Genomic DNA, 21164 nt, shown 5'->3' with positions numbered 1-21164 from the left:
CCGCCCGATGCCCCGTTCAACTTCACTCACCGCCAGATCATGAGGCGTCTCCTGCTCCCGACGGCGAGACCGCGACGTCGTCGTGGTCCGTGGAGAGAGCGACCTCACGCCACGCGTCCAGGTCTGCCGCCACGGCCGTGAGCTTCGCCTCGACCGAGGCGACACAGTCCGAGCCGAGCTGCAGCCGCAGCGGTGCTCGGCCGGAGTCGATCGCGGACACGATCGCGGTGCCGGCCTTGACCGGGTCACCGGGCTGACCGTGGTTGACCCGCTCCGCGGTCAGCCGCATCGCTCCGGCCGGGCCCTCTGCGTAGTCGGCGATCGTGGCCGTGACGCGGTGGAGGCTGGAGGAGTCCAGGAAGTCGGTGCGGAAGTAGCCGGGCTCGACCAGCGTGACGGCGATCCCGAGCGGTGCGAGCTCCAGACTCATCGCCTCGGAGAAGCCCTCCACGGCGAACTTCGTCGAGGCGTAGATCCCCCACCCCGCCGAGCCCACGAATCCACCGACGGACGACAGGTTGACGACGTGGCCCGACCGCTGCGCGCGCAGCACGGGTAGCACCGCACGCGTCACCGTCAGGACGCCGAACACGTTGGTGTCGTACACGGCACGCACCTCGACGTCGTCAGCCTCCTCGACAGCGCCCAGCAGCCCCCGGCCGGCGTTGTTGACCAGCACGTCGACGCGGCCGAAGGTCGCGACGGCGACCTCGACCGCAGCCTGGACCTGGGCCAGGTCGGTGACGTCCAGAGCCACCGCGAGGAGTCGTTCGCCCGCATCCGGGAAGGCAGCCTCGACTCCGTGCGGGTCACGGGCGGTGGCGACCACGCTGTGGCCGCTCGCCAGAGCGGCGCGGACGATCTCGATACCCAGGCCACGGGAGGCACCCGTGATGAACCAGACAGCCATGCAAACCACCTTCTCTCAGTGGGCGAGACCGTCGCCGGTTCGCTCCGTGAGCTCGAACATGTTGCCCCACGGGTCCCGGAAGAACGCCAGCCGTGCGCTGATGTCCTCGATCTCGAACGGCGGGTTCACGATGTCGACACCGCGCTCGCGCAGCGCGGCGAGCGTGTCATCGACGCTGTCGACGGACAGGCACACGTGGTTGTAGCCGCTGGCCGCCAGGCTGGCGTCCACATCCTCGTAGACCGTCTGGGCGGCAGCCCCCGGTCCGGCGAGGATCTCGAGGTGGAACTCGTCCTGATCGGGCGGCATCACGTAGGCGAGGGTGAGGTCGCCGTAGGGCCAGGTCTGCAGGACCCGCCAGTCCATGGTGTCGACCCAGAACGCGCGAGCGGCCTCGAAGTCGGGGTACCGGATCGCGGTGTGGTGGCCGTGCATCGACGAGAAGGGTGAGCTGGTGTTGCGCGCGGGCGCGGCGGGCAGAGGCATTGATCTTTCCTTTCCGTGCTGAGTGGGCTCATGGTCTGGACCCACGACCATTGCAAGCCCGCACCCGGACCCGGCGGGAGTCCTTCGCTGGTACCCGTGATCCTGGCTTTGGCGGTACCACCTTGGATGTCGCCCCTCAGGGGCCACGGAGAGGTGAACTACTTCACGGAGAAGGCGCTCCGGCTCGCGCGGGGCGAGTCCCCTGAGTCAGGGGACTAGTGCCGCCCGCTTTCCGGTGGCCGCTCGCACGAGGAACGCCAGGCCCCGGCAGCGTGGAACGACCCGTCCGGTCAGCCCGGCTCGATGGACCCGGTGATCTCCCGGCCCTGCCCGGTGTGGGTCGCTCCCGGCGTCAGGGCCCGTTCACGCGCCCAGGCTACGAGCGATCGATGACATGGGCGTCGAGCTCGGCGGGCAGCTGAGCGAGGCCCGGCCCGCCGCCGCCGAGCCACGCCCCCAGTGCATCGGTCACCCGGTCTCCGGCGAGACGTTGGAACCAGACCGGCCGCGCGCCGCTCGCGCGCCCGGCGGCTGTGGGGCGCGCGACGACGACATCGCCGCGGTTGCACTCGTCCAGGCACTCCGACAGGGTCAGCCGCGCGACACCCTTGGCCTGAAGGATCCGCAAGCGCGCGAGCTGCCCGCCGGGCAGGGGGTCGAGATCGCCGAGGGTCTCTCCGGCGCAGAGGCTGCAAGCGGTGAGACCTGGCGATTCGGCGAGACGTTCTGCCGGTGCGGGGGTCGTGGTCACCGGAGGAGGATACCCCCATCGGGTATGGACCCCATGCGTCCTGTTGCCCCATTCCGTGTCCATACCGTTACTCTTGGGCTCGCCATGAACCTGACACGTCCCGCTCGCGCGCTGCTCGCCGAACCTCGGCGTGGGGTCACGAGCGTCCTGGCCGTCATGTTCCTCGTGCTCACCGTCGTGGGTGTGCAGCTGCTGTGCGGCGTCCACCTGGACGAGGCCGGACACGCCCACCGGGAGAGCGCCGTCGGGCAGCTCGCGGCATCTGGCGTAGCGCCCGCCGAGGCCGGAGGGCCCTCCGGTCACCACGGTGACGACCCGAACCACTGCTCGGAGAACCGCACGGTGACGGCCCGGTACGACCGGACCGTGTCGCCCTCCGCAGACCTGGCCGGAGAGCCGGACCTCGCCCTGCGGTGGCTGGTGCCCGACATCGCGCACACCCAGCGCGGGGCAGCCTCCGGCGTGGCCGTCGCAGCCGCACCGTCGCTGCATGCCCTGGGGATCTCCCGGACGTAGACCACCACACCCCTCGACACCACCCCACCGGGGTGTCGACCGGTTTCGCGCGCCCCGAACCCGGGGACGTGTGTGTGGTTCTACTCCGATCCGAAAGGTCCCAGCTTTCATGGAGCCCAGCTACAACCCTGACCCGACCGTCCGCGGTCGTGGTCGTCACCGGGCGGTCAGCCGTCCCGTCCTGGCCGACGTCGCCCGAGCCGCCACCGAACAGGTCACGACGCTCGCCGGGAGAACCGCCGTCGCGGCCGCGGCCGGTTCCGGCGTGCTGCTGTCCCTGGTCGCGACCCCCGCCCAAGCGGCCCCGGCACCCGCATCGGTCACCACGTCCCTGGCCGGCAAGTCCGTCCAGGGCGCCCTCAACACGGCAGACCTCAACGCCCTCGCGGCACAGGCCAAGGAGTCCGTCGCCGCCGCGCCGGTCGTGACCGTGGCCAACGACGCCGAGCTGAGGGTCGAGAAGGCCGCCGTCTCGGTCGTCTCCGCGGCGGAGAACGACGAGTACCAGGCACAGCTCGCCGCCGAGGCAGAGGCAGAGGCTGCCGCGGAAGCGGAGGCCGCCGCCGCGGAGGCTGCCGAGGCCGCGCTCGACGTCCCGGCCTCGGCGTCCGGCTCCGCCGTGGTGTCCATCGGGATGCGGTACCTCGGGGTGCCCTACCTGTGGGGCGGGTCGACCCCGGCCGGGATGGACTGTTCCGGGTTCACGTCCTACGTGTACGCCCAGGTCGGGGTCAACCTGCCCCGCACCTCGTCCGAGCAGCGGTACGCCGGGCCGGAGGTCTCGTGGTCCGAGGCGCAGCCCGGTGACCTGATCTGGTCGCCCGGGCACATCGCGATCTACGCCGGCGACGGCATGCAGATCGAGGCGCCGGTGCCGGGCCAGACGGTGCGCTACACGCAGATCTGGCAGTCCAACCCGACGTTCATCCGCGTTCTCTGACGCGCTCCGCGTGAGGGGCGGGCTCCGGCCCGCCCCTCACGCCCCCCGCCTTCGACCCTGCCGATCCCCAGGAGAAACACCCATGGCAACACCGACGCGAGCACGGTCCAGGCGGGGCCGGCACCGCAAGGGCAGGCACTCCGCCCCGACGAGCGGACCGCTGTCCGCGGTCACGGGGCGGTGGCCGTTGACGCTCGGGGTGGGGATCGCTCTCGTCGCCACCACCTCGGTCGCGGTGGCGACCGCGGGCGGGCCGGGAGGCGAGGTGCACGACCGGCCCGGAGCCGCCGTCGCGCTCACCGACCCGTCGTCCGACGCGGAGCAGGCAGCGCGCGACCGCGAAGGTGGCGCCTCGCGCAGCCAGGAGCGTGCACCACGTGGAACGGCCGACGCCGGCATCACCGTTCCTCAGGACGCGACGATGTCCGGCGGGGAGCGCGCGCCCGTAGAGGTCGAGGCTCCGCCCGTCCTCCCGGGCTGCGACGGCGAGGCAACCGGTGCTGGGGTCAACGGCAACCTGCCCGACGACGAGCTGTGCGACCTGTGGAACGGCTACCCGCCGATCCGGGCCGATGCCGCCGTCGCCCTGGCCCGTCTGAACCAGGCCTACACCGAGCGGTTCGGCGAGGCGCTGTGTCTCACGGACGGCTACCGCAGCTATGCGCAGCAGGTCACCGCGAAGGCGCAGAAGCCCACGCTGACGGCGACGCCGGGTCGGTCCAACCACGGCTGGGGCCTCGCGGTGGACATCTGCGCCGACGGCTACGCGGGCGAGCGCTGGGACTGGCTCAAGGCGCACGGCCCGGAGCACGGCTGGGACAACCCGGCGTGGGCGCGGGCCGGCGGCTCCGGACCGTACGAACCGTGGCACTGGGAGTTCACGGCGGCGTGATGCCGAGCGGGTGACGCCGCACGCCGCCTGCCCCTAGTCCGCCGCGGCCGCCTTCTTCCGCCGCCGCGCCCCCGCCGACCGCGGTGGCGTCTGCCGCATGTGGTCCCGCGCGCGGGCGAGGATGTCCGCGAGCGTCTCGACGTCGGCGCGGGTCAGCGGGGCGAACAGCAGGTCGTCGAGCACGGCGACGTGCCCCGGGAAGACCTCCGCGAGCACGGCGCGCCCCTCCTCCGTGATGGTCACGGTGACGCCGCGCTCGTCGTCCGACGACTGCGACCGGGTCACGAGGCCCCGCTTCTCCAGCGTCTGGGCCTGGTAGGTCAGCCCGCTGCGGCTGTAGACCACGCCGTCGGCCAGGTCGGTCATCCGCCGGCTGCCCGTCGGGGAGTCCCCGAGGGTCGCCAGGAGCTGGAACTGCACGTAGCTCAGGTCCCCGGCGTCCCGCAGCTGTTGCTCGACGGAGTGCTTCAGCAGGCTGCTCGCCTCGATGAGGGCGAAGTAGGCGCCCAGCTGCGTGGCGTCCAGGGGCGGCGGGGTCGAGGTCACGTCTCCAGCCTAGCCAGACCCGCCGATACTTCCAACTCGAAGCACTTGCTTCGAATTGGAAGCGGTGCTAGCGTGCTCATCAGTTGCTTCGAATCCGAAGCATTTGACCGAAGGGAACGACATCATGAAGGCAGTTCGGTTCCACGAGACGGGCACCGCCGAGGTTCTGCGCTACGAGGACGCCGACCAGCCGGTCCCCGGCGCCGGCGAGGTGCGCCTCCGGGTCGCCGGGTCGGCGTTCAACCCGGCCGACGGCGGCATCCGCGGCGGGTTCCTGCCGTTCCCCGTCGCGCTGCCGCACGTGCCGGGCTACGACGTCTCCGGCACGGTCGACGCGCTCGGTGACGGCGTGGAGGGCCTCGCCGTGGGCCAGGACGTCGTCGGCTTCATCCCGATGATCGCCGACGGCTCGGCGGCGCAGTACGTCGTCGCCCCGGCGGCCGACCTGGTGGCGGCCCCGACGCGCATCCCGCTGGCCGACGCCGCCGGGCTCCCGTCCGTGGGCCTCACCGCCTCGCAGGCGCTGTTCGAGGCCGGCGGGCTCCAGGCCGGTCAGCGGGTGCTGATCAACGGTGCCGGCGGCCCGGTGGGCGGGTACGCCGTGCAGCTCGCCAGGCGCGCCGGCGCGTACGTCGTCGCCACCGCGAGCCCGCGCAGCGAGCAGGCCGTCAAGGCGGCCGGCGCGGACGAGGTGATCGACCACACGACCACCTCGGTGCTCGACGCGGTGACCGAGCCGGTCGACGTGCTGCTCAACCTGGCTCCGATCACCGCCGAGGGCTTCGCGGCCCTGGTCGCCCGGGTCCGCGACGGCGGCGTCGTCGTCTCCACGACGCCGACCGTGACCACACCCGGTGACGAGGCGCGCGGCGTGCGCGCGGTCACCGTCTTCCTGCACCCCGACGCCGACGTGCTCTCGGGCCTGGTCACCCTCGTCGACAGCGGTGACCTGCACGTGGAGATCGCGCGGCGCGTGCCGCTGAGCGAGCTGCCCGCGATCCACCGGCAGGCCGACGCGGGGCAGGTCCACGGCAAGGTCGTGGTGGTCCCGCCCGCCGTCTGAGAGAACGGGGACCCCGCCGGGCCCGGAGCGGAAGCTCCGGGCCCGGCGGGGTCCGTGCGTGCCTGTGGACGGGTCCTCAGCGCACCATGCTGTTGTCGTGCACGGCCGCCAGCCGCGACCGCACGCTGAGCAGGGTCTCGATGATGAGGTCCTCGCGCCCGTCGCCGAGCCGGCTGATCGGCACCGCGACGCTCATCGCGTCCACCGCGTGGTGGCCGAAGGGGAGCGCCACACCGAAGCAGCGCACGCCCATGCACGACTCCTCGCTCTCGGTGGCGTACCCCTGGTAGGCCGCCTGGTCGATGATCTCGAGCACGGCCTCCTTCTCTGTGGTCGTGTGCGGGGTGATCGCGGCGATCGACTCGGGCACCAGGTCGCGGCGGGACTCGGCCGGCATCTCGGCGAGCAGGGCGCGCCCCAGCGAGGTCGCGTACGCCGGGAGCCGGCGCCCGACGGCGGAGTGCATGCGCAGCGGGTGCACCGACTCGCGCTTGGCGGTGTAGATGACGTCGGCGCCGTCGAGCCGGCCCAGGTGGACCGTCTCCTGGGTGGCGGCGGCCACCTCGTCCAGCACGGACTGGGCGCGGGCCAGCACGGGGTCGCCGTCGAGGTAGGCCGAGCTCACCACCAGGGAGTGGATGCCGAGCTGGTAGACGCTGCCCGTGGGGTCCGTCTGCAGCCAGCCGCGCTCGGTCATGGTCCGCAGCAGCGCGTGGAGGCTGCTCTTGGGGATGTTGAGCCGGTTCGAGAGCTGCAGCTGAGTTCCGGGGCCGCGGGCGGCGATGTCGTCCAGCAGGTCCAGGGCGCGGGCGGCGGACTTGACCGGCCCCGCGTCGGCGGCGCCGTTCGTCTCCCTCTTGAACTCCTTCTGAAGCTGCATGAACTCTCCTCTGGTCCTACCACGGTGCACCGGGCCCTCCCCGGGGGTGAATACGACACTACCGCGAGTTCGCATACATGGACAGGTTTCCGCCCCTTGACCCGTGAGCCGGATCACGTCTATCTTCAGACCAGTTCACATAGACGAACGCAGTTCACAGACGAACGCGATTCGCAGACCGACCGAGGGGCAGCTACGTGATCCAGGTTCGATACTCGACATCTCCGTCCAGCGCGGAGACGGCCACCACTGCGGACCTGCGAGAGAGCTTCCTCGTCGCAGACCTCTTCGAGAGCGGCGAGGTCCGGGGCACCTACACCCACGACGACCGGATGGTGATCGGCGGGGCGGTTCCCGACACCACCGAGGTCGCCCTGCCGGCCTGGTCCGACGTGCTGGGCACCGAGTCCCACCTCGAGGGCCGCGAGCTCGGCATCATCAACGTCGGGGCCGCCGGGCACGTCGTGGTCGACGACGAGAAGTACGAGCTGGAGCACCTCGACGGCCTCTTCGTGGGGCGGGGGAGCGAGGTGTCCTTCGGCGGCGCCGACGCCGCCTTCTACTTCGTGTCCGCCCCGGCGCACGCGACCTACCCGACCCAGGCGCTCAGCCACAGCGAGATCGAGCCGGTCCCGCTGGGCACGGCCGAGGCGGCCAACGAGCGCAACCTCTTCCGCTACGCCTGGGGCCAGGAGCTCAAGACCTCCGTGCTCCAGTTCGGGGTGACCGTGATCGCCAGCGGCTCGGTCTGGAACACGTTCCCGCCGCACCTGCACGACCGCCGCACGGAGATCTACTGCTACGTGGACCTCGACGAGCAGGACCGCGTCTTCCACTTCATGGGCCAGCCCGGCGCCACCCGCCACCTCGTGCTCCGCAACCGCGAGGCCGTCATCTCCCCGCCCTGGTCGGTCCACGCCGGGGCCGGCACCGGGTCGTACGCCTTCATCTGGGCGATGGCCGGCGAGAACAACGTCTACACGGACCTGAGCCCCGTGGCGCTGGAGGACCTGTGACCACCGACCCGGCCGCCACACCCGCCGGCGAGGCGCGCTCACCCTTCGACCTGCACGGCAGGTGCGCCGCGGTGACCGGTGCGGGGCGCGGCCTCGGCCGGGCGGTCGCGCTCGGCCTCGCCCGCGCGGGGGCCGACGTCGTGCTGCTGGGCCGCCCGGGCAACCAGGACGAGACCCGCGACCAGGTCGTCGCGCTCGGTGCGAAGGCCGACGTCGTGGACCTCGACGTGAGCGACCTCGACGCGGTCGAGCGGGTCTGCGCCGAGCTGACCGGCTCGCGGCAGATCGACATCGTGGTCAACAACGCCGGGATCATCGACCGCGAGGACTCCGTCGACGTCAGCCGCGACTCCTGGCAGCGCGTGCTCGACGTCAACCTCAACGGGCTCTTCTTCCTCACCCAGCAGCTCGGCCGGCCGATGGTCGAACGCGGCCACGGCAAGGTCGTCAGCATCGCCAGCCTGCTGTCCTTCCAGGGCGGCCTGCGGGTGGTGTCGTACGCCGCGAGCAAGCACGGGGTGGCCGGGGTGACCAAGGCGCTGGCCAACGAGTGGGGGCCGCACGGCGTCCAGGTCAACGCGATCGCCCCGGGCTACATGGTCACCGACAACACCACCGCGCTCCGCGACGACGCGGACCGCTCACGCTCCATCCTCGAACGCATCCCGGCCGGCCGCTGGGGCACCGCCGAGGACGTCGCCGGAGCGGCCGTCTTCCTCAGCTCACCTGCCGCCGACTACGTCAACGGTCACGTCCTGGCCGTCGACGGAGGCTGGCTGGCCCGCTGAGCCCGTCCCTCCCACATCAGTTCCACCGCCGGACACCGGCACCGAACGAAATCGAGGAAACGACAATGAAGTTCACCTCTCGACACACTGCCGCTCGAGGCACGGCCGCCGTCCTCGGCGTCGCGCTGGCGGCCGCCGCACTCACGGGCTGCACCGAGACGGCCGCCGGGGGCGGTGGCAGCGCCGAGGGCGGCGCCGCCTGCGACCCCGCCGACGTCACCCTGGTGGGCCAGGTGCGCAACGAGTCCAACCCGTACGAGGCCTCGTGGCTCGACGGCGGCGACGCCTTCGCCGAGCAGGTCGGCCTCACCCAGGAGCGGCTCACCTACGACGGCGACTCGACGCGTCAGCAGGAGCAGATCAGCCAGCTCCTCGCCGGCGACACCGAGTGCCTCGTCATGAACATCCTGCCCAACGGCGACTCCGACACCCCGCCCATCGTCGAGGGTGCCGAGGAGGCCGGCGCCTACCTGGTCACCCAGTGGAACAAGCCGGCCGACCTGAACGTCACCGACTACGACCACTGGCTCTCGCACATCACCTACAACGGCGTGGAGTCCGGCAAGCAGATCGGCGACGCGCTGGCCGAGGCCATCGGCGGCTCGGGGGGCATCGTCGCCCTCCAGGGCATCCTGGACACCGGTGCCGCCAAGGACCGGTTCGCCGGGCTCGAGGAGTCGCTGGCGGCCAACCCGGACGTCGAGCTGCTCGACGACCAGACCGCCAACTTCTCCCGCGCCGAGGCGCTGGAGGTCACCAAGACGCTCCTCACCAAGCACGGCGAGGACGTCAAGGGCATCTGGGCCGCCAACGACGACATGGCGCTCGGCGCGCTCGAGGCGCTGCAGCAGGCCGGCCGGGACGACGTGGCCGTGGTCGGCATCGACGCCGTGCCGGACGCGCTGACGGCGATCGAGGACGGCACCATGACGGCGACCGTCTCCAGCGACGGCCCCTGGCAGGGCGGCATCGGCCTGGCCATCGGCTACTGCGTGGCCACCGGCGAGCTCGCCGTCGAGGACATCGCCGACGAGGACCGCGCCTGGTTCGCCGAGCAGTTCCTCATCGAGCAGGACAACGTCGCCGACTTCGTCTCCCCGCAGACCGACGAGGCCGACTTCGCCTGCGACAACCTCTTCAGCCGTTCGCAGGGCGCGATCTCGTGACCATGGCACCCCCCGCCGAAGCCGACACCGACGTCGTGCACGCGCAACGCCCCCGGCCTCGGCGGGGGGTGTCCCTGCGGGACGCGGGACCGCCGATCGCGCTCGTCGTCATCTTCGGGATCTTCGCGATCCTCAGCCCCGGGTTCCGCACGCTCTCCAACGTGCAGAACGTACTGGACGCAGCGGCGGTCCTCGCCGTCGTGACCATCGGCATCAGCTTCGTGCTGATGATGGGTTCGATCGACCTGTCCGCCCCCGGGATCATGGGTGCGTCCGCCATCACGGTCGCCCTCCTGGTCGCCAACAACCGCAACGACAACGACTGGGGTCTGCTCGGGGTCGCCGTGGCGGTCCTGCTGGCCGCCGCGCTCGGCTGCCTCAGCGGGCTCGCCCTGGTCGTGCTCAAGGTGCCGTCGTTCATGGCCACCCTCGGTGTCTCCGCCGTGGGCCTGGGTGTGGCCACTCTCCTGTTCGCGGGCGTCCAGCCCAACGTCTCCGACCCGATGCTGGAGGGCTGGGCCGTGGACCGGTTCCTCGGCCTGGCCCACCTGACCTGGATCGCGCTGGCCTGCGTGGTCCTGGGCGCCCTGGTCCAGCGCTACTCGCGCCTGGGCCGGTACGCCTTCGCGATCGGCGGCGCCGAGGAGGTGCTGTCGCTCTCCGGCGTGCGGGTCGCGCCCTTCAAGGTGGCGGTCTTCACCATGGCGGGCGCGTTCTACGGCCTGGCCGGCGTGCTGGTCACCAGCCAGCTCAGCGCGGGTCTGGTCCAGGCCGGCAAGGGCTACGACTTCTCGGCCATCACGGCCGCCGTCGTCGGCGGAACCCTGCTCACCGGCGGCCGCGGAGGCATCCTCCACTCCACGGTCGGCGTGCTGCTGGTGACCGTCCTGACCAACGGCCTCGTCCAGGTCGGGGTGAGCCCGTACTGGCAGGGCGGTGTACAGGGCCTCATCGTCGTCGCGGCCGTCGCGGCCGCCGTCATCCCACAGCGTCGTAGGAACCAGGTGACCAAGTGACAACGAACCTGCGGACAGAGACCGCACCCCGCGTGCCGGAACCCCGGCACGCCCTCGAGGTGCGCGGACTCGTCAAGCACTACCCGGGCGTCAAGGCGCTCGACGGCGTGGACCTCGTGGTGCGCCGGAACGAGGTGCTGGGCCTGGCCGGCGAGAACGGCGCCGGCAAGTCCACGCTGCTCAAGGCGCTGGTCGGGCTCGTGCGGCCGGACGCCGGCGAGATCTGGGTGCGCGGCGAGAAGGTGCGGCTGCGGAGCGTCGTCGACGCCGCCGACCACGGCATCGGCATGGTGTTCCAGGAGCAGTCGCTCGTGCCCAACCTCACCGCCGCCGAGAACATCGTGCTCGGCAGCGAGGGGCCGGGCGTGCGCCGCGGCATCTACCGCTGGGGCACGATGCGCCGGCTCGCGCAGGAGCAGCTGGACAAGATCGGGTCGCACATCGACCCCCTCGCGCGCACCGACACCCTGAGCTTCGCCGACCGGCAGATGGTCGAGATCGCCAAGGTGCTCCGCATCGAGGAGCGCACCTCGCACCCGCCGGTGATCATCCTCGACGAGCCCACCTCCGTGCTGGAGTCCAAGGAGATCGAGACCCTCTTCACCCAGGTGCGGCGGCTGCGCGAGTTCGCGTCCGTCGTCTTCGTCTCGCACCGGCTCGACGAGGTGCTCGACGTCTGCGACCGGGTCGCCGTGCTGCGCGGCGGCCAGTCGGTGGGCGAGGTGCCCGCCGAGGGCGCGGCACCGGCCGAGCTGCACCGCATGATGATCGGCTCGACCGGGTCCGACGACCACTACCACGACGGCGCCGCCGAGCGGTCCGACGAGCCCCGCAGGCCCCGCCTCGTGGTGCGCGGCCTGTCCGGCAGGACGTTCCAGGGCGTCGACCTGGACGTCCACGCCGGCGAGATCGTCGGCATCGTCGGCGTGCACGGCTCCGGCCGCGAGGACGTGTGCCGGGCGCTCTTCGGCGCCGAGCCCACCACGGCAGGCGAGGTGGAGCTCGACGGCAAGCGGCTCGACCTGTCCGGCACCCGCGCGGCCTGCGCCGCGGGCATCGGGTACGTCCCGGCCGAGCGCAAGACCGAGGGCATGGTGGGCCCCATGTCGGTGGCCGACAACATGACGCTCACCAAGCAGCAGGCCCGCTGCACCGGACCCGTGGTCCGGCCGCGCAAGCAGGCGACGCTGGTGGACACGTGGATCGACCGGCTCTCGATCCGCACCCCGCACCGGGGCACCGCGATCCAGCGACTGTCGGGCGGCAACCAGCAGAAGGTGGTGCTGGCCCGCTGGCTGGTGGCCGGCGACGTCCGGCTGCTGCTGCTCGACCACCCCACCCGCGGCCTCGACGTCGGGGCGCGCTCGGAGGTGTACCGGCTCATGCGTGAGCTCGCCAACAGCGGCGTGGCCACGGTGCTGCTGGCCGACAGCCTCGAGGAGGCGATCGGCATGTCCGACCGGATCATCGTGATGAGCGATGGCCGCGCGACCACGGAGGTCGCCGCTCCCACGGGGAGCAAGCCGACTCCGCTCGACCTCGTCAAGGAGATGGTCTGAGCATGTCCACGCCCGTCCTCACCCAGCCGGCCCCCGGGCCTGCCTCCGAGCCCGCCGTCAAGGGCCGGCCGACCACGGCCCAGCGGCTGACGTCGTTCATGCCGGTCATCGCGCTCGTCGTGCTGCTGGCGGCGCTCACCATCGCAGACCCGAGCTTCCTGACCGCCAGCAGCCTCACGGCCGCGGTCCGCACGTCGGCGCCGCTCGTCGTGCTCGCGGCCGGCGCCACCCTGGTGGTCCTGTGCGGCGGCATCGACCTGTCGATCGCCGCGCTGTGCTCCCTGGCGACGGTGTTCTTCGCGCTGTGGCTGCCCGACCTCGGGGGGCTCACCACCCTGGCGATCATCGCGGCCACCGGCGCGATCGGGGCGCTGCAGGGCGTCGCCCACGTGCTGCTGCGCATCCCGTCGTTCATCGTCACGCTCGGCGGCATGAGCATCTTCACCGCGATCGCGCTGGTGATCTCCGACGCCGGGCCGATCCGGGTGGTCGACCGCGACGCCACCCACTGGCTCACGCTCTACGTGGCCGGCGTGGTGCCGATGTCGTTCTTCGTCGCCCTGCTCGTCGTGGTGGCGGTCTCCCTGGTGGTCCGGTTCACCCCGCTCGACGCCTGGATCCGCGCCACCGGCTACTCCGAGTCGGCGGCCCGCCTGGGCGGCGCCCCGGTCGACCTGGTCAAGGTCGCCGCGTTCACCGTCTCCGGCGCCTGCGCCGGGCTGGCCGCCGTCATGCTGGTGTCCCGCAATTTCAGCGGCAGCCCGACCATGGCCGACAACCTGCTGCTGCCCGCGGTGGCTGCCATCGTGGTGGGCGGTACCGCCATCACCGGCGGCCACGGCTCGCTGTGGCGCAGCCTCGCGGGGGCGCTCGTGGTGACCCTGCTGCGCGTGGGGCTGCCGATCGTCGGCGTGCCGTCGGCGTACGAGCAGATCCTCTACGGCGCGATCATCGTCGTCGCCGTCGCGCTCACCCTCGACCGGTCGAAGGTGCTGATCATCAAGTAGCCGCGGCCCACCTCGCCCCGAACCACTCCTGAGAACCCCGACACCCCGGAAGGCTCCCCATGTCCGAGAACTCCCTTCTCCTGCCCGCCGTCTCCTCGTTCCTGTCCTCGCCCAAGCAGCTGCTGATCGACGGCGAGTGGGTGGACTCCAAGGACGGCAAGACCTTCGCGACGGTGAATCCGGCGACCGAGGAGGTCCTGGTCCAGGTGGCCCAGGCGTCCGCGGTCGACGCCGACCGGGCGGTCACCGCCGCCCGCAACGCGTTCGAGTCGGGCTCACCGTGGTCGAAGATGACCCCGCGCGACCGCTCGCACCTGTTGTGGCGCATCGGCGACATGATCGACGAGCGCACCGAGGAGTTCGCCCAGCTGGAGTCGCTCGACAACGGAAAGAGCCTCGCGTCCGCCCGGGGCGACGTCGGCGTGGCCGCCGAGCTGTTCCGCTACTTCGCCGGCTGGGCCACCAAGCTGGAGGGCACGACGATCCCCATGTCGGTGCCCGGCCGGGACTTCCACGCCTACACCCGGCGTGAGGCCATCGGCGTCGTCGCCGGCATCGTGCCCTGGAACTTCCCGCTCACGATGGCCGCCTTCAAGATCATCCCGTCCATCACGGCGGGCAACACCGTGGTGCTCAAGCCGGCCGAGCAGACCCCGCTCACCGCGCTCCGGCTCGGCGAGCTGCTGCTGGAGGCCGGCCTCCCGGCCGGTGTGGTCAACGTGCTGCCCGGGTTCGGCGACGCGGGCGCCGCCCTGGTGGACCACGCCGGCGTCGACAAGGTCGCCTTCACCGGCAGCACCGAGGTGGGCAAGAAGATCGCCGCGGGTGCCTCGAAGAACCTCAAGAAGGTCTCGCTGGAGCTGGGCGGCAAGGCGCCCAACATCATCTTCGCCGACGCCGACCTCGACGCCGCGATCGCCGGCGCCGCCCTGGCGGGCTACTTCAACGAGGGCCAGTGCTGCGTCAACGGCTCGCGCCTCTACGTGCAGCGCGAGGTGTTCGACCAGGTCATCGAGGGTGTGGCCGCGGCGGCCAAGGCCATCCGGGTCGGCGACGCGTTCGACCCGGCGACCACGATGGGGCCGCTGGTCTCGCAGGAGCAGCACGAGAAGGTCATGGGCTACGTGCGGGGCGCGGTCGCCGACGGCGCCACGATCGCCGCGGGCAGCGCCGGTCCGGCCGCCGACCGCGGCTACTTCTTCTCCCCGACCCTCATCACCGACGTCACCGAGCAGATGGCGGTCCAGACCGACGAGATCTTCGGGCCCGTCATCACCGCCATCCCGTTCGACAGCGAGGACGAGGTGGTCGCGGCGGCCAACAACACGGTCTACGGCCTGGCCGCGGGCGTGTGGTCGCGCGACCTGAGCACGGCCCACCGGGTCGGCAGCAAGCTCCGGGCCGGCACGGTCTGGCTCAACACCTGGCACGCGGACGACGTCACCCTCCCGCGGGGCGGCTTCAAGCAGTCCGGCTGGGGTCGCGAGCTGGGCTCGTTCGGGCTGGACGACTACACGGAGCTCAAGACCGTCATCGCCGAGCTCCGGTGAGCCCGCGCCGCGGGCGCTGACGCCGCGCGGACCGAGCAGCACCACCGGGAACGTCCCACGAGGACCGAACCCACCCACCCGACAACCAGCAGGAACCACACAGGAACACAGCAACACCCAGTGACAGGTCTGGGCGGCCGACCCCGGGGCGGGGGATCGGCCGTCCGGGCTGCCTTCATGTCCATGAGAACCGTGCGAAAAGGGATCAACGATGAACCTGTTACGCAGACCTGACCGGCGCCACCACGCGCGTCGCTCCCGCCGGGCACGCCTGGCGGCCGTGCTCGCCGCCTCCCTGGCGGTCGTACCCTTCCTGGGCGGCGTCGCCCAGGCCGCACCCGCAGCAGCGGCCTCCGCGCAGGCCGCGCCCGGGTCCGTCGACGACGGCGTGCTGCGCGTGCTGCTGTTCTACAAGTCCAACTTCCACGCCTCGCACGTCCAGGCCCGCCAGGCCATCCGTGACCTGGTCGCGGACCTGGGCGTCGAGTACGGCCAGCCGGTCGAGATCCAGGAGACCGACGACCCCGCCGCCTTCACCACGGCGAACCTCGCGACCAAGGACACGATCGCGTTCGCCCAGACCGGTGGCGTGCTGTTCAACGTGGACCAGCGCGCCGCGCTGGAGGCCTACATCCGCGGTGGCGGCGGCTACCTGGGCCTGCACTACGCGGGCTGGTCGGTCGGCCAGAGCGAGCACGACGTGAACCCGTTCTACGCCCGGCTCGTGGGCGCGGCGTCCGAGGGCCACCCCGAGAACCCCGCGGTGCGCCCGGGCCGCGTGGTGGTCAAGGACACCTCGCACCCGCTGACCCAGGGCCTGCCGGCCGAGTTCACCCGCAGCGACGAGTGGTACGACTGGCTGGTCAACCCGGCGCCCAACGTGCGCACCCTCCTGAACGCCGACGAGTCGTCCTACGGCGGGGGCAACAACGGCACGAACCACCCGATCACGTGGTGCCAGGAGATCGACTCCGGCCGGTCGTGGTACTCGGGGATGGGGCACGAGGGCACGGCGTACGCCGAGGCCCCGATCCGCACGCAGATCAAGAACGGCCTGGCCTACACCGCGGGCCTGCTCCCGGCCGACTGCTCGGCGCCGAACAAGGCCGAGCAGGGCGCCTGGAGCGGCGTCACGCCCTGGCCGCTGGTGCCGATCAACGCGGCGCTGACGTCCGACGGCAAGGTCCAGTCGTTCGGCAGCGTCTCGTCGGGCTGCACCGACAACACGCCCTACGACTTCTACGGCAACTCGTGCGTCACGCAGGGCGGCCAGATGGAGATCGACGTCTGGGACCCGGACGAGGAGCGCACGACCGCCAACGTGAACGACGGCATCGTCACGAACTCCACGTACACCGACCTGTTCTGCTCGATGCAGGTCCAGATGCCGCACCGGCGGGCCACCATGACGGTCGGCGGTGACGACGGCCTGGGCGGCAACGCGCCCAACGACGCCGCCATCGGCGTCACCAGCTACACGACCAACCAGGGCCTGCGCAACGAGGCCCCGATGAACTACCCGCGCTGGTACCCCACGGGCACCACCCTGCCCGACGGCTCCGTCGTGGTGCAGGGCGGCAGCCTCAAGGGCGGCCCGGGCGGTCCCGGCGTGCTGACGCCGGAGATCTACACGCCGGACGAGGGCAGCTCCTGGAAGCTGCTGGAGGGCGCCACCAGCGCGGCCGCGTACGGCGACGGCGGAGGCGGCAACGGGCCCGACGAGAACCGCTGGTGGTACCCGCGTGCGTTCGTCGCGCCGGGCAACGGCAACATCTTCAACATCACCGGCACCCAGATGTACGAGCTCGACCCCTCGGGCGACGGTGAGGTGACGCTCCGGGGCACCCTGCCCGCGGACGTCGCGAACCAGGGCGGCCTCGGCAACCCGGTCGGCGCCACGTCCACCGCCACGATGTACCGCCCCGGCAAGATCCTGCAGGTCGGCGGCGGCTGGTGGGCCAACGGCGGCGGTCCGGACGGCGCCCGCGCCGGCTTCACCGTCGACATCACCGGCGGCACCGACGCGCCCGTGGTCGAGGCGACCGAGCCGATGCAGTACGCCCGGCACTGGGCCACGTCCACGGTGCTGCCCGACGGCGACGTGATCGTCACCGGCGGCTCGCGCGACAACAACGGCAACGGCGGCTACGTCACCAGCGCCGAGATCTGGGACCCCGACACCGGCGAGTGGACCACGGTGGACGTGCCCTACGAGCACGCCCGCCTGTACCACTCGACCGCGCTGCTCCTGCCCGACGGCCGTCTGATGGTGGGCGGCGGCGGTACGCCGGGCCCGCGCAACTACACGGACGTCGAGTTCTACTCCCCGTCGTACCTCTTCGACGGCGACGAGCCGGCGGTGCGTCCGGAGGTCACGGGCGTGCCGGAGAAGGTCGGTTACGACGGCACGTTCGACGTGCAGGCCGACGTCGACGTCTCCCGGGTCACCCTGGTCCGCAACGGCTCGGTGACGCACGGGTTCAACAACGACCAGAACTTCCAGGACCTGGCGTTCGCCCAGAACGGTGACACCCTCACCGTCGAGAGCCCGGTCGACGGCACGTACGCCCCGCCCGGTGCGTACATGCTCTTCGTCTTCGACGAGGACGGCACGCCGTCGGTGGCCGACATCTTCCAGATCGACCCCGAGGTCGAGATGGACGCCCCGGCCCCGCACCTGGTCGACCAGATCGAGTACCCCCGCCTGCCCGCGGAGTGGCGTTCCGCCAACCCGCCGGCCGTCGTCGACGTCGCGCCGGGCAACGGCCGGATGTCCCCGTGGGAGGTCGACAGCGAGGTCCAGCTCGTCCGTGCCGCGGCGCCCAGCCAGGGCGGCCTCGGCCTGACCGGCTATCACCTCGCCGTGGGCAGCGAGGGCAGCCTGACCCGCACGGTCAAGGGTCTCGACCCGGGCCGTGAGTACCGGGTCTCGCTGCGCTACGCCCGCGACAGCCGGTCCGCCGGCACGGCACCCGGCACCGCCGACCTCTCGGTCGGTGACCTGTCGACGACCCTGTCGGCGGGGGCCAACCTGTCGTCGCAGACGGCGTTCGGCACGTACGTCGGGACCTTCGTGGCCGGGGCACGGTCGCAGGACCTGACCATCTCCGCCGGGGACTCGGGCGCGGGCGTCATGATCGACGACCTGGTGATCGTGGGCTCCGACGCGGGCGCCTCCGACGTCCCCGTGCACTACGCCTTCGAGGAGGGATCCGGCACCCGGGCCGCCAACACCGGCACGGACGGGTCCGTTGGCGCTGCCACGCTCACGGGGACCACCGGTTGGAGCGAGGACGGCGTGTTCGGCGACGCCCTCGACCTCAGCGGCGGCAGCAACGCCAACGCGGTGGACCTGCCGGACAACCTGCTCCAGGGCGAGGAGAGCTTCACCACCTCGTTCTGGGTGCGGCCCGACACGAAGACGGGCTGGACCGGCCTGTTCCACATCGGGGACGGGCTCGAGGGAGCCGGCAGCTTCTTCCAGGTCCAGATGCAGACCAACGCCGCCGGTGCCACCGGTCTCGCGGCCACGTTCAAGGCCAAGGGGAACGCGCTGCAGGAACGGGTCTACGCGACGCCGACCCGTGACGTCGTGGCCGGCGAGTGGAACCACGTCGCGTTCACCCGCCAGGGTGCGACCGGCACGCTCTACCTGGACGGCGAGCCCATCGCGTCCCGCGACGACCTGACGATCGACATGTCCGACGTCGGGCCGACGGCCAACAACTGGCTGGGGCGCAACGGTTTCCCGGACCCTGCCTACGACGGCCTCATGGACGACGTCCGGGTCTACACCTCGGCGCTCGGTGACGACGCCGTGGCGGCCCTGTACGCCGACGGCAGCGCGCTCGCCACGACCACCACGGTCACGGTCGAGCCGGGCTCCCCGTCGCCGTTCGGCGAGCCGGTCACCGTCTCGGGTGCCGTCGCGGCCGCGAGCGGCGGGGCCCCCACGGGCGTCGCCGAGCTGTGGGTCGACGGGTCCCGCGTGGGCGGGCAGGTCGACGTCGCCGCCGGCGCGGTGCGGTTCACGGACGTGGCGCTCTCGCCGGGCGACCACGAGGTGCAGATCCGCTTCCTCGCCGACGACGGGTGGCGCGACTCCGCGCAGACCGTGGAGCACACGGTCGAGCGGCCACCGCCCGGCGAGGGCACGCCGATCCACTACACCTTCGACGAGGGTCAGGGATCGACGGCGGCCAACACCGGGCTGGACAGCTCGGTCGGGGCGGCGACGCTCACCGGGTCGACCGGCTGGTCCGGTGCCGGGAAGTTCGGCGGGGCGGTCAACCTGCCCGGCGGTGCGTCGGGCACGGGCAACCAGGTCGAGCTGCCGGACAACATCGAGGCCGGGATGGAGGACGAGTTCAGCGTCTCGATCTGGGCTCGCCCCGACGCCCTGCCCACGTGGGTGCCGCTGCTGCAGATCGGCAGCAGCACCGACACGTTCTTCCTGCTGCAGTCCAACACCCAGACCAGCGGGGCCACCGGCTTCGCGGCGACGTTCAAGGCGCCGGGCACCCCGGGCAGCGCCCAGGAGCGTCTGGTCCTGGGCCAGGGCAATGACCTGCCGCTCAACGAGTGGACGCACGTGGTGTTCACCCAGAGCGGCTCGGTCGGGAAGATCTACTTCGACGGCGAGCTCCAGGCCACGCGCGACGACTTCACCGTCACCATCGGTGACGTCGGGGTGGGCGGCCAGACGACGACCAACCTCATCGGCGGGACCAGCTGGCCCGACGGCCGCTGGGACGGCCTGGTCGACGACTTCCGGATGTTCGGTTACGAGCTGACCGCCGAGCAGGTGGGCGACCTCCACGCCGGGACGGCGTCGAACACGGCCCCGGTGGGTGCCGCCGACGCCTACGGCACCGTCGAGGACGAGCCGCTGGAGGTGGCGGCGCCGGGGCTCCTGGCGAACGACACCGACATCGACGGCGACGACCTGACCGCGACCGGGCTCACCCAGCCGGCGCACGGCGACGTCGCCCTGCAGGCGGACGGGTCCTTCACGTACACGCCCGAAAGCGGGTACTTCGGGACGGACACGTTCACCTACAAGGCCTCCGACGGCGCGGCGACGTCCGCGGCGACGACGGTGACCATCACGGTGGAGGAGGGCGAGCAGCCGCCCGTCAACACGGCTCCGGTGGCGGGCAACGACGCCTACTCGGCCGTGGGCGGTCAGCCGCTGACCCTCCCGGCGCCGGGTGTGCTGGCCAACGACACCGACGCCGACGGCAACGTCCTGACCGCGACCGCGGTGACCCAGCCGGCCAACGGCCGGGTCACGCTGGAGGCGGACGGGTCCTTCACCTACACCTCCGACGACGGGTTCTCCGGCAAGGACGTGTTCACCTACAAGGCCGACGACGGGGAAGACCTGTCCGCCGCGGCCACGGTGACCGTCACGGTGAAGTCGCCGACGGTGACGGCGGTGGCCGGCGTGGCCCTGCCCATCACCTACGGCACGGCGGGCACGGTCTCGGTGGCGGTCTCACCGGACACGGCCACGGGTGCGGTCGAGCTGCGCGACGGTGACACCACCCTCGCGACGACCACGATCGCGGACGGGCGAGGAACCCTCGTCCTGCCGGCCACCTCGCTGAAGCCAGGGGTGTACGACCTGACCCTGCGCTATGCGGGCGACGCCGACCACAAGGCCGCGACGTCGAAGGTCCGGGTCGTGGTCGACAAGGTGGTGCCCACCATGGAGATCACCGCGAAGAAGTCGGGCAAGAAGGTGGCCGTCGAGGTCTCCTTCACCGCCGCGAACGAGGTCCCGGTGACGGGGCAGGTGCGCATCGCGGTGAAGGACGGCCAGACGCTCCTCGGGACCATCCAGAACGGGCTCGCCCGCTTCGAGGTGGCCCAGCCCAAGGGGAAGGACCTGACGCTCACGGCGTCCTACCTCGGCAGCGAGCTGGCGCTCGCGGCGGAGACCAGGGTGACCGTCAGAGTGAGGTAGAAGAGGGCCGGGCCCGGAGGCTCGGGCGCCAGCTCGGGTGGAGTCATTGTTGAAATACCACTCTGATCGCTTCGGATGTCTAACCTCGGTCCGTGATCCGGATCAGGGAC

General features: G+C 71.8%; 17 protein-coding genes. 12 read left to right on the top strand and 5 right to left on the bottom strand.

The features are described 5' to 3' along the window. Positions 1-37: 37 nt before the first annotated feature. The 3 genes from AB0I29_RS24845 to AB0I29_RS24835 form a co-directional block, all read right to left on the bottom strand. Positions 38-910 carry an oxidoreductase gene (locus tag AB0I29_RS24845; protein ID WP_357486647.1) on the bottom strand — a complete coding sequence of 291 codons (873 nt, stop codon included), beginning with the start codon at positions 908-910 and terminating at the stop codon, positions 38-40. A 15-nt stretch (positions 911-925) separates the two neighbouring features. Further along, positions 926-1396 carry a VOC family protein gene (locus tag AB0I29_RS24840; protein ID WP_285105554.1) on the bottom strand — a complete coding sequence of 157 codons (471 nt, stop codon included), beginning with the start codon at positions 1394-1396 and terminating at the stop codon, positions 926-928. Between the two features lie 376 nt (positions 1397-1772). After that, positions 1773-2147, bottom strand: a complete 375-nt coding sequence (locus AB0I29_RS24835; protein ID WP_357486645.1) for a hypothetical protein — start codon at positions 2145-2147, stop codon at positions 1773-1775. 84 nt (positions 2148-2231) lie between these two features. On the opposite strand from AB0I29_RS24835, the gene AB0I29_RS24830 reads away from it, so the two are divergent. From AB0I29_RS24830 to AB0I29_RS24820, 3 genes are all read left to right on the top strand, one after another. Continuing rightward, a complete protein-coding gene (locus AB0I29_RS24830; protein WP_357486643.1) occupies positions 2232-2663 on the top strand; it encodes a hypothetical protein in 432 nt (143 codons plus the stop codon). A gap of 109 nt (positions 2664-2772) precedes the next feature. Further along, positions 2773-3603, top strand: a complete 831-nt coding sequence (locus tag AB0I29_RS24825) for a C40 family peptidase (RefSeq protein WP_285105558.1) — start codon at positions 2773-2775, stop codon at positions 3601-3603. Between the two features lie 82 nt (positions 3604-3685). Beyond that, positions 3686-4495 (top strand): M15 family metallopeptidase, encoded by an 810-nt coding sequence (locus AB0I29_RS24820; protein WP_285105560.1) that lies wholly within the window; start codon positions 3686-3688, stop codon positions 4493-4495. A gap of 33 nt (positions 4496-4528) precedes the next feature. Here the strand turns inward: AB0I29_RS24820 and AB0I29_RS24815 are convergent, their stop codons facing one another. Then, positions 4529-5041 carry a MarR family transcriptional regulator gene (locus AB0I29_RS24815; protein WP_285105562.1) on the bottom strand — a complete coding sequence of 171 codons (513 nt, stop codon included), beginning with the start codon at positions 5039-5041 and terminating at the stop codon, positions 4529-4531. 124 nt (positions 5042-5165) lie between these two features. On the opposite strand from AB0I29_RS24815, the gene AB0I29_RS24810 reads away from it, so the two are divergent. Further along, entirely contained in the window at positions 5166-6104 is a 939-nt protein-coding gene (locus AB0I29_RS24810) for an NADP-dependent oxidoreductase (RefSeq protein ID WP_357486640.1), read from the top strand. A gap of 76 nt (positions 6105-6180) precedes the next feature. Here the strand turns inward: AB0I29_RS24810 and AB0I29_RS24805 are convergent, their stop codons facing one another. After that, the gene (locus tag AB0I29_RS24805; protein WP_285105566.1) at positions 6181-6984 is read right to left on the bottom strand and encodes an IclR family transcriptional regulator; all 804 of its coding nucleotides are present in this window, start codon (positions 6982-6984) and stop codon (positions 6181-6183) included. A gap of 197 nt (positions 6985-7181) precedes the next feature. Between AB0I29_RS24805 and kduI the strand changes: the two genes are divergently transcribed. From kduI to AB0I29_RS24765, 8 genes are all read left to right on the top strand, one after another. Beyond that, entirely contained in the window at positions 7182-8000 is an 819-nt protein-coding gene (gene kduI / locus AB0I29_RS24800) for a 5-dehydro-4-deoxy-D-glucuronate isomerase (protein ID WP_357486637.1), read from the top strand. Next, on the top strand, positions 7997-8788 hold the full coding sequence (gene kduD, locus AB0I29_RS24795) for a 2-dehydro-3-deoxy-D-gluconate 5-dehydrogenase KduD (protein WP_285105570.1): 792 nt from the start codon (positions 7997-7999) through the stop codon (positions 8786-8788). The genes kduI and kduD overlap by 4 nt, the downstream gene beginning before the upstream one ends. 65 nt (positions 8789-8853) lie before the next feature. Next, positions 8854-9954 carry a sugar ABC transporter substrate-binding protein gene (locus AB0I29_RS24790; protein ID WP_357486635.1) on the top strand — a complete coding sequence of 367 codons (1101 nt, stop codon included), beginning with the start codon at positions 8854-8856 and terminating at the stop codon, positions 9952-9954. A 2-nt stretch (positions 9955-9956) separates the two neighbouring features. Continuing rightward, a complete protein-coding gene (locus tag AB0I29_RS24785) occupies positions 9957-10970 on the top strand; it encodes an ABC transporter permease (RefSeq protein ID WP_285105913.1) in 1014 nt (337 codons plus the stop codon). Further along, on the top strand, positions 10967-12529 hold the full coding sequence (locus tag AB0I29_RS24780; protein ID WP_285105574.1) for a sugar ABC transporter ATP-binding protein: 1563 nt from the start codon (positions 10967-10969) through the stop codon (positions 12527-12529). Before AB0I29_RS24785 ends, AB0I29_RS24780 begins: the two co-directional genes overlap by 4 nt. A gap of 2 nt (positions 12530-12531) precedes the next feature. Then, positions 12532-13536: an ABC transporter permease gene (locus AB0I29_RS24775; RefSeq protein ID WP_357486633.1), complete on the top strand. Its 1005-nt coding sequence runs from the start codon at positions 12532-12534 to the stop codon at positions 13534-13536. 59 nt (positions 13537-13595) lie between these two features. Continuing rightward, positions 13596-15086: an aldehyde dehydrogenase family protein gene (locus AB0I29_RS24770; protein ID WP_285105577.1), complete on the top strand. Its 1491-nt coding sequence runs from the start codon at positions 13596-13598 to the stop codon at positions 15084-15086. A 211-nt stretch (positions 15087-15297) separates the two neighbouring features. Then, complete coding sequence (locus AB0I29_RS24765) at positions 15298-21054, top strand: LamG-like jellyroll fold domain-containing protein (RefSeq protein ID WP_357486631.1); 5757 nt, start codon at positions 15298-15300, stop codon at positions 21052-21054. The last annotated feature ends 110 nt before the right edge of the window (positions 21055-21164 follow it).

Source organism: Promicromonospora sp. NPDC050262 (assembly GCF_040655935.1).
Lineage (GTDB): Bacteria > Actinomycetota > Actinomycetes > Actinomycetales > Cellulomonadaceae > Promicromonospora.
This window is presented reverse-complemented; position numbering and strand designations above follow the sequence as displayed.

Excerpts from the sequence above, each read along its gene's own strand:
- AB0I29_RS24770 (WP_285105577.1), top strand. The coding sequence starts at position 13,596 with ATGTCCGAGAACTCCCTTCTCCTGCCCGCCGTCTCCTCGTTCCTGTCC.
- AB0I29_RS24805 (WP_285105566.1), bottom strand. The coding sequence starts at position 6,984 with ATGCAGCTTCAGAAGGAGTTCAAGAGGGAGACGAACGGCGCCGCCGAC.
- AB0I29_RS24790 (WP_357486635.1), top strand. The coding sequence starts at position 8,854 with ATGAAGTTCACCTCTCGACACACTGCCGCTCGAGGCACGGCCGCCGTC.
- AB0I29_RS24825 (WP_285105558.1), top strand. The coding sequence starts at position 2,773 with ATGGAGCCCAGCTACAACCCTGACCCGACCGTCCGCGGTCGTGGTCGT.
- AB0I29_RS24810 (WP_357486640.1), top strand. The coding sequence starts at position 5,166 with ATGAAGGCAGTTCGGTTCCACGAGACGGGCACCGCCGAGGTTCTGCGC.
- AB0I29_RS24775 (WP_357486633.1), top strand. The coding sequence starts at position 12,532 with ATGTCCACGCCCGTCCTCACCCAGCCGGCCCCCGGGCCTGCCTCCGAG.
- AB0I29_RS24830 (WP_357486643.1), top strand. The coding sequence starts at position 2,232 with ATGAACCTGACACGTCCCGCTCGCGCGCTGCTCGCCGAACCTCGGCGT.
- AB0I29_RS24845 (WP_357486647.1), bottom strand. The coding sequence starts at position 910 with ATGGCTGTCTGGTTCATCACGGGTGCCTCCCGTGGCCTGGGTATCGAG.
- AB0I29_RS24820 (WP_285105560.1), top strand. The coding sequence starts at position 3,686 with ATGGCAACACCGACGCGAGCACGGTCCAGGCGGGGCCGGCACCGCAAG.
- AB0I29_RS24765 (WP_357486631.1), top strand. The coding sequence starts at position 15,298 with ATGAACCTGTTACGCAGACCTGACCGGCGCCACCACGCGCGTCGCTCC.
- AB0I29_RS24840 (WP_285105554.1), bottom strand. The coding sequence starts at position 1,396 with ATGCCTCTGCCCGCCGCGCCCGCGCGCAACACCAGCTCACCCTTCTCG.
- AB0I29_RS24785 (WP_285105913.1), top strand. The coding sequence starts at position 9,957 with ATGGCACCCCCCGCCGAAGCCGACACCGACGTCGTGCACGCGCAACGC.